At 50.5% G+C, this 7,270-nt stretch carries 6 protein-coding genes; 1 reads left to right on the top strand and 5 read right to left on the bottom strand.

Translation table 11 applies throughout. The features are described from left to right. Positions 1-50: 50 nt before the first annotated feature. Positions 51-305 carry a succinate dehydrogenase gene (locus DW757_RS16805; RefSeq protein ID WP_118752300.1) on the bottom strand — a complete coding sequence of 85 codons (255 nt, stop codon included), beginning with the start codon at positions 303-305 and terminating at the stop codon, positions 51-53. 311 nt (positions 306-616) lie between these two features. Here DW757_RS16805 and DW757_RS16800 point away from each other — a divergent pair, with 311 nt between their 5' ends. Further along, the gene (locus DW757_RS16800; protein WP_118752299.1) at positions 617-1,855 is read left to right on the top strand and encodes an IS110 family transposase; all 1,239 of its coding nucleotides are present in this window, start codon (positions 617-619) and stop codon (positions 1,853-1,855) included. A gap of 764 nt (positions 1,856-2,619) precedes the next feature. On the opposite strand, the gene hydF is transcribed toward DW757_RS16800, so the two are convergent. The 4 genes from hydF to DW757_RS16780 form a co-directional block, all read right to left on the bottom strand. Beyond that, positions 2,620-3,918: a [FeFe] hydrogenase H-cluster maturation GTPase HydF gene (hydF, locus tag DW757_RS16795; RefSeq protein ID WP_118752298.1), complete on the bottom strand. Its 1,299-nt coding sequence runs from the start codon at positions 3,916-3,918 to the stop codon at positions 2,620-2,622. A gap of 151 nt (positions 3,919-4,069) precedes the next feature. Further along, positions 4,070-5,503 carry a [FeFe] hydrogenase H-cluster radical SAM maturase HydG gene (gene hydG, locus DW757_RS16790; RefSeq protein ID WP_118752297.1) on the bottom strand — a complete coding sequence of 478 codons (1,434 nt, stop codon included), beginning with the start codon at positions 5,501-5,503 and terminating at the stop codon, positions 4,070-4,072. Positions 5,504-5,628: 125 nt separating this feature from the next. Continuing rightward, the gene (gene hydE, locus DW757_RS16785; protein ID WP_118752296.1) at positions 5,629-6,828 is read right to left on the bottom strand and encodes a [FeFe] hydrogenase H-cluster radical SAM maturase HydE; all 1,200 of its coding nucleotides are present in this window, start codon (positions 6,826-6,828) and stop codon (positions 5,629-5,631) included. A 4-nt stretch (positions 6,829-6,832) separates the two neighbouring features. Continuing rightward, positions 6,833-7,111, bottom strand: a complete 279-nt coding sequence (locus DW757_RS16780) for a TM1266 family iron-only hydrogenase system putative regulator (protein WP_118752301.1) — start codon at positions 7,109-7,111, stop codon at positions 6,833-6,835. Between the last annotated feature and the right edge of the window lie 159 nt (positions 7,112-7,270).

Genomic DNA, 7,270 nt, shown 5'->3' with positions numbered 1-7,270 from the left:
CATTGCGGCGTATTCTATATATTATATTGATTTTTACCCTTTTAGAATTTTCAGAGGGCAGTTACATATACGATCAGCAGGATGGCGGACAGAATATACGGGATCCTCTCCATAAGCGTATAGTTTGTCCTCTCCCTGCCTCCCTTTATCTGTAAACAAATCACCCCTATATTGCACACGATAGTCAGCGCGGCGATTACTGCAAAATAAGCTTCTGCTTTAAAAACCCAGCAGCATACCATAAGCAGAAAAAGAATGCCCGCTGTAATCCGAATGTATGCTTCTTTGTTCTTCTTATCCTCCATATCTATAAACCACCTTTCTGCGAAAGGCACCGATGGGGTTATGAAACCCTTTCCCGGATAAACCTTCGCTTCTTTTTCTTTCTTTGTTATACTCCTCTTGCAGGATACTGGCATACTACAGAACCTGTGGAGGTGAGTGGCGGGGCTGTATAGCGGCAACCTCGTATATCTATATAGGTCGGTCACTCGTTAAGGCATCAATGATTGGCCCATTCCCGTAGCCCGTAAACTTATCTCTTCCGAAGTTGACTCGATTTCGCCGGATGACCAGTCCCTGCCAGTCCTGCAAATCTCTTTTCAGGAGGAACCCTATGTTTAAAATCTTTCGTAACAACTGCTGTGGCCTTGACGTCCACAAAACCTGGATCTATGCCTGCATCGGCATCACCGATCCTAATGGCCGTACAGAGTATAAGCAGGCACGCTTTTCTTCCTTTTCCAATGGGCTTAGAGAATTAGCTGCATGGCTTGCCAAATATTCCTGCACTGTAGTCTGTATGGAATCCACCGGCAAGTATTGGATCCCTGTTTTTAACATCCTCGAAAAGTCCTGTTCTGTCACCCTGGCTCATCCCAAATATACCAAACCTCAAAAGGGGAACAAAACAGATCGAAAGGATGCCAAATGGATCTGCGACTTATTCATGTGTGATATGATTAAACCCAGTTTTATCCCTTCCCCCGAAATCCGCCAGCTTCGGGATCTGGTTCGTTATCGAGTCAAACTTACCAACATGCTCACCGGAGAAAAAAACCGGGCACAGAACTGTCTGACTGTTTCCAACCTCAAACTTGATGACGTCTTCAGTGATGTTTTTGGAAAGTCTGCTCGTTCCATTACCAACTATATCCTGGAACATCCGGGCGAAACCTTTGACGTCTCTCCTTTTGTGGATCCACGGTGCAAAACACCTGTATCCGAAATCCAGGCTGCTGTTGATGGCGCCATCTCCCCCGAACAGGCTGTCAAGCTTCGCCAATGTCTCGCTCACATCGACGAGCTTGAAGCCCACCGGAAAGAGATCGAGTCTGAGATCCTTCAGATCGCAGAACCGTTTTCTGCCGTTTTAGATTTACTTTATACTCTCCCGGGATTAGATAAGAATCCGATGACTGCTATTGCCATTCTCTCCGAGATTGGTCCGGATATGTCCGTGTTCCCCTCATCCAAACATCTTGTCTCCTGGGCTGGCTGCTGTCCCCGTAATGACCAGAGCAACCAGAAAGTAAAATCCAGGCGGATCTCCCGCGCCGGCAGTTATTTGAAACCTCTTCTTGTCCAGGTCGCCAATGCGTTGATCAAATCCAAAAAACACCCGGAATTTAAAGAGAGGTATCACAGGATCAAATCCCGCCGGGGTCATAAAAAGGCTGTTATCGCTGTCTGCAAGATGCTCCTGACCGCTATCTGGAACATGCTGAGCAAGCTTGAGCCTTACAACCCGGAAGGATTTCTGGAGCACAGGCCTGTCAGGCAGGAAAAGACCTTGACCGTATCACAGGCTCTTGAACTCCTCAGACTTAGAGGATATACAATCACTAATCAGTAGTCATTGTTATCTCTTTATTCTATATTTTTCAGTTGTTTCCACCCGCTAATTGCTAATTTTCGGGTGGCTTGTTTGATATACACTTTTTTGGTGGTTTGCCTCTACTTCTTTGTTTCAAACTTTATACCTTACTGAACCTGAATATCAATGTATCCTGGAGTCCATCCTAAAATGCCGTCATTGCTGCAGCTATATGTCCGGTCTATGGTCGGATTCGACGGAACACTGTTTGTTGAAATATTATTGTTGGCATTGTATGCAGACCAGACTAAGGCAGCCAAACCTCTTCTGCAAATCTTAAGCAACCATTTTTATCATCTTCCTTCTGTCGAAGTTATGCTTATATTTTATAATTTTGCTTTAATTCTATTAATATTGATTGTGCATAGTTTTTATTTATTTTTTGTGTTTACTGCCCACAGATGCTAATGGAAATCATTCCGTCCGCATATACTGCTGAGTCTGAAGTTTTCTTTGCCTGCTGTCCTGACCCTGGTGTATTAGTCAGGCAATTCCTTATATGCTTAAATTAACATCTTTTTTATAAGTATTCAAGCAGTATTTTTATTTTCTAAATTACAGCTTATCTTTCATCCGCCTTTGTGCAGCTCCCTTGTACCAAAACATCTTAAACGGGAATTGACAGCGGACAGAAAAAGGCGCCGCATCAAGGTTTCCTTTTCTGAATTCTTCTGGGAAATCCGCTGCTTTACGGCGCCTTTTCTCTCTTTCTATTTTCTCTTTCTATTTTTTGTTTTAATTGTTCACAGCATTTCCCGAATATCCGGGAAGGGCTCTATGCTTCTTTTCAGGATTCCGTTCATGTGCGCTATGGCGATTCCGTAGTTGGTCATGGGGATCTGCTGGTCTTCGGCGCATTTCAGGCGGTATTTCATCTCCCGGGCGTTTAACATGCAGCCGCCGCAGTGGATGATCAGGCTGTAGGGGCTCAGATCATCGGGGAATTCGGTGCCGGAGGTGAATGAAAAATGCAGTTTTTTCCCCGTGTGCTTTAAAATCCAGGCAGGCAGCTTCTCTGTGCCGATGTCGCCGCACTGGCGGTGATGGGTACAGCCCTCACAGATAAGAATGTGTGCTCCGTCCTCCAGGAGATCCAGGGCGGCAGCGCCCTCGACTGCGGTTTTTAAGTTTCCCTTGTATCTGGCAAAGAGGATGGAGAAGGAGGTGAGGAGGATATCGTCCGGGACTTCCCCCTTTACCTTCCCGAATACCTGGCTGTCCGTGACTACAAGTTTCGGCTTTTTCCCCAGAACGGCCAGTGTGGAGGAAAGTTCATCGTCCTTTACTGTAACCGCCACGGCCCCTGCATCGAGGATTCCCCGTATCGTCTGCTGCTGGGGGAGGATCAGGCGGCCCTTGGGGGCCGCCTTGTCCACCGGGATAACCAGGACGACAAAATCAGACGGGGACAGCAGATCTCCTATGAGGGGGACATGATCCCTCCCCTCCTCCACGGTTTTTATGTGGGCCAGGGTTTCTTTGAGCTTCTCAATTCCAAAGCCTGTCCTGGCGCTGACAGGAAGGACGGCTGCGGCGCCTGAAAGGACGGCTGCTTCCTGTTTTTCGGTTCCCCTGTCTTCCGGTACGCCTTCCTTTGCTCCCGTTTTTTTCGTCTCTTCCTTATATATGTCCGGGATGTGATTTTCTGTTGAATCACACTTATTAAAGGCAACGACATAGGGAACTTCCTTTTCCTGAAACAGAAAAGCCAGCTCCCTGTCTTCTTTTCTGATCCCTGTCTGGCTGTCTGCCACGAGGACTGCGATGTCTGTCATATTTAAAATCTGTCTTGTCTTTCTCACCCGTCTGCCGCCCAGACTTCCCTCATCGTCGATCCCCGGGGTGTCGATGATGACGGCCGGGCCCAGAGGGAGAAGCTCCATGGATTTTTTCACCGGATCGGTGGTGGTTCCCTTTACGTCGGAAACTACGGCCAGATCCTGACCGGTGAAGGCATTTAAAAGGCTTGATTTTCCGGCGTTTCTGCATCCGAAAAAGCTGATGTGAACCCGCTCTGCGGACGGAGTTTCATTCATTCCCATTTTTTTCTCCTGATTATCTTTACTTGGCTGGTTTTGCTTTTTTGATCCATTCGTTTTTCCTGATCTGTTTCCTGAGCAGGCGTTGTCTGAAGTTTCAGGCGGCTGTTCCCAGCGCCCCGCCTGCCGGCAGACTGATCCGGCAGATGCTTTCCTAGAACCTGAAGTCCCTTCTGCCCTCTGCGATAGCCTTCAGATTCTTTCTCAGAATCTCCCTGACCCTCTCACTGGGCACATTCAGGATCTCTTTTTCTATCAGCTGATCGCCCAGCTTTCTGGTCTCCTCAGAGGCATAGTCCTCCAGATACTCTTTCAGGGTCATCAGAGCGTTTGGATGGCAGCAGTTTCCAATCTGGCCGCTCTTTAAAAGGCTCATAAAGCGATCTCCTGTCCTTCCCTCCCTGTAGCAGGCGGTGCAGAAGCTGGGAATGTAGCCTAATTCCATCAGCCATCTCACCACCTGATCCAGCGTCCGGCTGTCGCTTACGTCGAACTGGGCGGAGCTTTCGTCCTCCGGCTCCTCCTCGGCATAGCCGCCTACGCTGGTTCTGGAACCGCCGCTTATCTGGGAGATTCCCAGATTCAGCAGCCGCTCCCTGCACTTGGCGCTCTCTCTGGTGGAGATGATCATTCCCGTGTAGGGAACAGCCACACGGATCAGGGCCACGATCTTTGCGAAGGTGTCGTCGTCGATTCCGTTGTCAAACTCGTCCGGGTCAATGTCGTCGGCTTTCTTCACCCTTGGCACGCTGATGGTGTGGGGGCCGACGCCAAATCGCGCCTCCAGATGCTCCGCGTGCATGAGAAGGCCGGCAAACTCATATTTGTAGAGTTCCAGGCCAAAGAGTACGCCGATCCCCACATCGTCAATTCCCGCTGTCATAGCCCTGTCCATGGCCTCTGTGTGATAGCAGTAGTTGTGCTTCGGCCCAGTGGGGTGAAGTCTCTCATAGCTCTCCCTGTGGTAAGTTTCCTGGAACAGGATGTAAGTTCCGATTCCTGCCTCTTTTAATTTTCTGTAGTTCTCCTCTGTGGTAGCCGCGATGTTTACATTGACACGGCGGATTGCCCCGTTTTTATGCTTAATGCTGTAAATGGTCTTAATGCTTTCCAGCACATACTCAATGGGATTGTTGACCGGATCCTCACCGGTTTCCAGAGCCAGCCGCTTGTGGCCCATATCCTGCAGAGCCGTAACCTCCCGCACGATCTCCTCCTGAGTCAGCTTTTTCCTGGGAATGTGCTTGTTTTTCAGATGGTAGGGGCAGTACAGACAGCCGTTGACGCAGTAGTTGGACAGGTAGAGGGGTGCAAACATCACGATACGGCTGCCGTAAAATTCCCTCTTGATTTCCCTGGCCAGTTTAAAAATCTGCTCATTTCTCTCCTCATCCTGACAGGCTAAGAGGACAGATGCCTCCCTGTGGCTGATTCCCTTTTTCTTTCTCGCCTTCTCGATGATCGCGTCTATCAGTTCAAAATTTTCCCTGTTCTTTTCCGCATAGTCAAGGGTTTCCAGAATCTCCTGATGGTTGATAAACTCCTCTGCCTTTGATGATTTTGGATCGTACTTTGTGCTGCTGTTCATGTCTCTTTTCTCCTCTCTTATTCGGGTCAGGCGGAACTCCTCCGGCTTTCCCTTCAGTATCAGACCGTATCTGTTTTTCCGGTCAGCGCTGCGGCGTTTTCCTTCTGTGTCCTGTCATCCTGCCGTCAGGGCCTCACATATCCGGCACAGTCTCCCCGCTCTGCCACAATCTCATATCCGATGGACTCCATGGATTTTCTGAGGGCCGAAAGCCCCTCCGAAGCCTCACATCCGGTGCACAGCTTATTGTCATAGAGGAGATAATTTCCTCTGACAGCTGCCGGCGAAAGGTTCGGCATCACCACATTGGCTCCGCAGAGAATTCCCAGCTCCCGGCCCCCGTCAAACACCGTGCCAAGAGCCGTGGTGGCCGGAAGGAGCACTCTCGGAAGCAAAAGGCGCACCAGCCCCAGAAGGTACAGGGTAAGTTCCAGGCTTCCCGCCTCCTCGCCGGCAAAAGGTGTGGCGTGGTGGGGGAGAAAGGGGCCGATTCCAACCATCTCCGGCTGAAGCTCTCTGAGAAATACCAGATCTTCAGCAAGGTGACGGACGGTCTGTCCCGGTGAGCCGACCATCATGCCGGCTCCTGTCTGGAATCCGATATCCTTTAAGGCACGGAGACACTCTTTCCTGCGCTGGCCGGAAAGCTCCGTCGGGTGAAGCCTCCTGTAGTGCTCCTCGTCGGCTGTCTCATGGCGGAGCAGATAGCGGTCGGCTCCCGCCTGAAACCACTGCTCGTAAACCTCCCGGTCCCGCTCTCCCACAGAAAGGGTAACGGCACAGTCAGGGAAACGCCTCTTTATCTCCTCCACGACTTTTGCCAGTGCCCGGTCTCCTCTTAATCCTTCACGTCCCTCAAAGTTCAGATCCTCCCCGCCCTGGAGCACGAAGGTGCGAAAACCCAGCCGGCGGCCCTCCTCACAGCAGGAGAGGATCTCGTCCGGCGTCAGGCGGTACCGGGATACCTCCTGATTGCTGCGCCTGATCCCACAATAATAGCAGTCGTTCCTGCAGTAGTTGGTAAATTCAATCAGTCCTCTGATAAATACCCGCTTTCCGTAGTATTTTTCCCTGATGCGGCGGGCCGTGCGGAACACAAGACCTGCCGTCTTCCAGGTTCTCACAGACAGGATTTCTGAAAACTCCTCCTCTGTCAGCTGTTCTCCTCTGGCCAGACGGGAGATCAGCTCAAGGCAGCGCCTCTCCCTGTCCTCGCCGGGCACAAAACGAACGTCTCCTCCCTCTCGTTCTGACCTGTCAGAAAACAGCTCTTCCGGGAATATTCCCGCCTTTCCCGTGTAAACCGCATCTGTGATATGTCTCATGGCTTCACTTCCTTTCCTTCGCCTGTTCCTGCCCAGCTCCGGCTTTCGCATACAGAGCCTTGGTGCTGACCCCCGGAATACGGCCCAGCTTTCCCGACAGGGCGCTGATCACGTCCATAGGGGCGTCCAGCACAATGCTGATGATGCTGACATGTTTCTTTTCATAGGGAAGTCCCATCCGGCCGATAATATAGCTTCCGTACTGGTGAAGGGCCTCGTTGACACGCCCTGCCGCCTCCCTCTCCTCAACAATGATGCCTATAACGGCAATCCTGGTTTCCAAAATTCTTCCTCCTTCTGCCTTACACACCTGAATATCTCCAAGAACTAAGAAAGGATCCTGCTTCGCAGGATTCTCCGCCTGCGGCGGGCCGCAAAAGCGGCATTTTCCTCGTATTATATAGTAGTAGTGTTTATAGACCCTCTCCAAGGTCTGTATGCT

Source organism: Clostridium sp. AM29-11AC, assembly GCF_003480545.1.
In the GTDB taxonomy this organism is placed as follows: Bacteria; Bacillota; Clostridia; order Lachnospirales; family Lachnospiraceae; genus Otoolea; species Otoolea saccharolyticum_A.
This window is presented reverse-complemented; position numbering and strand designations above follow the sequence as displayed.

Bases quoted from the DNA above. Each gene is read 5' to 3' on its own strand.
- hydG (WP_118752297.1), bottom strand. From the start codon at position 5,503: ATGAACAGCAGCACAAAGTACGATCCAAAATCATCAAAGGCAGAGGAG.
- hydE (WP_118752296.1), bottom strand. From the start codon at position 6,828: ATGAGACATATCACAGATGCGGTTTACACGGGAAAGGCGGGAATATTC.
- DW757_RS16800 (WP_118752299.1), top strand. From the start codon at position 617: ATGTTTAAAATCTTTCGTAACAACTGCTGTGGCCTTGACGTCCACAAA.
- hydF (WP_118752298.1), bottom strand. From the start codon at position 3,918: ATGGGAATGAATGAAACTCCGTCCGCAGAGCGGGTTCACATCAGCTTT.
- DW757_RS16805 (WP_118752300.1), bottom strand. From the start codon at position 305: ATGGAGGATAAGAAGAACAAAGAAGCATACATTCGGATTACAGCGGGC.